General features: G+C 37.5%; 3 protein-coding genes. 2 read left to right on the forward strand and 1 reads right to left on the reverse strand.

What is annotated here, in order from left to right; genetic code table 11:
- Positions 1-380 precede the first annotated feature (380 nt).
- Positions 381-1,076: an aquaporin Z gene (gene aqpZ / locus AB204_RS20340; protein ID WP_047965202.1), complete on the forward strand. Its 696-nt coding sequence runs from the start codon at positions 381-383 to the stop codon at positions 1,074-1,076.
- A 112-nt stretch (positions 1,077-1,188) separates the two neighbouring features.
- Positions 1,189-1,647 carry a GNAT family N-acetyltransferase gene (locus AB204_RS20345; RefSeq protein ID WP_235428160.1) on the forward strand — a complete coding sequence of 153 codons (459 nt, stop codon included), beginning with the start codon at positions 1,189-1,191 and terminating at the stop codon, positions 1,645-1,647.
- A 68-nt stretch (positions 1,648-1,715) separates the two neighbouring features.
- Here AB204_RS20345 and AB204_RS20350 read toward each other — a convergent pair whose 3' ends face one another.
- Positions 1,716-2,312, reverse strand: a complete 597-nt coding sequence (locus tag AB204_RS20350; protein ID WP_268802314.1) for an ATP-dependent Clp protease proteolytic subunit — start codon at positions 2,310-2,312, stop codon at positions 1,716-1,718.
- Positions 2,313-2,367 lie beyond the last annotated feature (55 nt).

The following is a 2,367-nucleotide window of genomic DNA, read 5'->3' on the forward strand; positions in this document are numbered from 1 at the left end:
ATATACACCAAAATCGATGACAGTTAAATATCGTATTTGGCAGGCATCGGATGAAGTCAAGGCAGCAGTGCATAAATAATCTATTGACTTAGTAAATCAACAACCTGAGTTTTCGTTATATTAAACTCAGGTTGTTCGATTTATAACATTATCTTCTGTTTTTAAATTATTTTACTTTTAATAAGCAAGATGTTTCTACGACATTATTTGTTACCAAGTTAACAATAGAGCATCCATAAGAAACTAAACCTTAAATTCACCTTGATGATATTTGTCTCTCATTTTTTCTGCCTATGATTCCTTGCCCATATTTAAAAATACTAACTAAACTGTTTTTGGATTCTTTTGCATTCATGCAAATATCATTGAGGAATCGTAGAATGTTTAAAAAATTATCAGCAGAGTTTTTTGGTACTTTTTGGTTGGTGTTTGGTGGATGTGGCAGTGCTGTTTTAGCGGCAGCATTTCCGCAGCTGGGGATTGGTTTTGTGGGTGTATCTCTGGCTTTTGGTTTAACTGTGGTGACAATGGCCTATGCCGTGGGGCATATTTCAGGAGGGCATTTTAATCCTGCGGTAACATTGGGATTATTTGCAGGGGGGCGTATTTCTGCAAAAGATGTCATTCCTTATATCATTGCTCAAGTGATTGGCGGGATTGCGGCAGCAGCAGTACTTTATCTTATCGCCAGTGGTAAAAGTGGTTTTGATGCAACGGCGAGTGGTTTTGCCTCTAATGGTTACGGCGAACATTCTCCAGGTGGTTTTTCATTACAGGCTGCAATTATTATTGAATTAGTATTAACCGCGTTTTTCTTGATGATCATTCTTGGGACAACAGATAAAAATGCGCCGGCAGGCTTCGCACCATTAGCTATTGGTCTGTCTTTAACTCTTATTCATTTAATCAGTATTCCTGTGACCAATACGTCTGTTAACCCGGCAAGAAGTACAGCAGTTGCTATTTTCCAGGGGACTTGGGCCTTAGAGCAACTTTGGGTATTTTGGTTGATTCCATTAATTGGTGGTGCTATTGGCGGTTTGATATATCGGATGCTATTACAGAAAGAAGCTTGATTCATTAATTAATATTCCTCTCATTTTGAAAAGTCATGCCATAGCGTGGCTTTTTTCTTCTCATTTTTATGATAAGTTTTCTTCACAGTTCAATCTTTTCTTAAAAGGAAAAATGATGGAGCAAAATATAACATGGGAACGGGGTGAATACTGGATAACAACAGATAAGAGAAAAATTGATATTCGTTTCGTACATAGTGAATTATCGCAATTATTTTGGGCGCGCGGTATTGAGTTTGAAAGAGTCAAAACTGCGATAGAAAATAGTTTATGTTTTGGACTATTTCATCGCGATAAAGAAATTGGATTTGCCAGATTAATAACTGACTTTGCCATATTATCTTATATCTCAGATGTATTTATTATTGATGAGTATCAGAAAAAAGGATTAGGGCGTTGGCTGGTGGAATGTATTTTGCAACATCCGGTCATTCCTCATGTACAAAATGTGGCGTTGGTAACTTCTACTGCGGGAGGGCTTTATAAAAAATTTGGTTTTGAGCCTGTTACAGAGAAGGATTTTTTGTGGATGCTGGATAAAACGAAAATGCCCAATAACTTAGATAGATGATAAAGAAATCAGGCGGTTATTATTGATTTTGGATAATACCGCCTGTGTTGCCTGACAAAAAACAGCTCTCATTGGAATGATTGCAACTCATTCCAATGGCTAATAATCTGTCCGACGATACCATAATTTTGGGCTTCTTCGGGTTCCATCCAGTAATTACGATCGGTGTCTTTTGCTACTTTGTCGAGGGGATGGCTGGTTGCTTCACTGATCAGCCTATTTATGCGGTTGCGGATTTTTAATATTTCTCTGGCTTCGATTTCTATATCTGAAGCGCGTCCCTGAACGCCACCTAAAGGCTGGTGGATCATAAAACGGGTATTTGGCAGTGAGTAACGATTTTCTTTGTTGGCAGCAAGGAAGATGGTGATACCAGCGCTTGCAACCCAACCCGTACCAATCATCATGACTTCTGGTTTGATGAATTTAATCATGTCATGCAGGGTATCTCCTGCTTCAACATGGCCACCTTGGCTATTGATAAATATTTTTATTGGTTCATGACTGATTTCCTGCAAAATTAGCAGTTGGGTCATGACTTTTTCAGCGAGTTGCTGATTAATTTCCCCAGAAATGATAACAGATCGTGATTTGATGAGTTGATTATGAACATATGACATTGTGTTCATACTTTTCTCAAATTGATTGGTAAATTCATTATTCACGGTTTTTTGTTCCTATAATAAATAATATTAGATATATAAATAATATAGCTTAGAG

The organism is Xenorhabdus khoisanae, from assembly GCF_001037465.1.
Classification (GTDB): Bacteria; Pseudomonadota; Gammaproteobacteria; order Enterobacterales; family Enterobacteriaceae; genus Xenorhabdus; species Xenorhabdus khoisanae.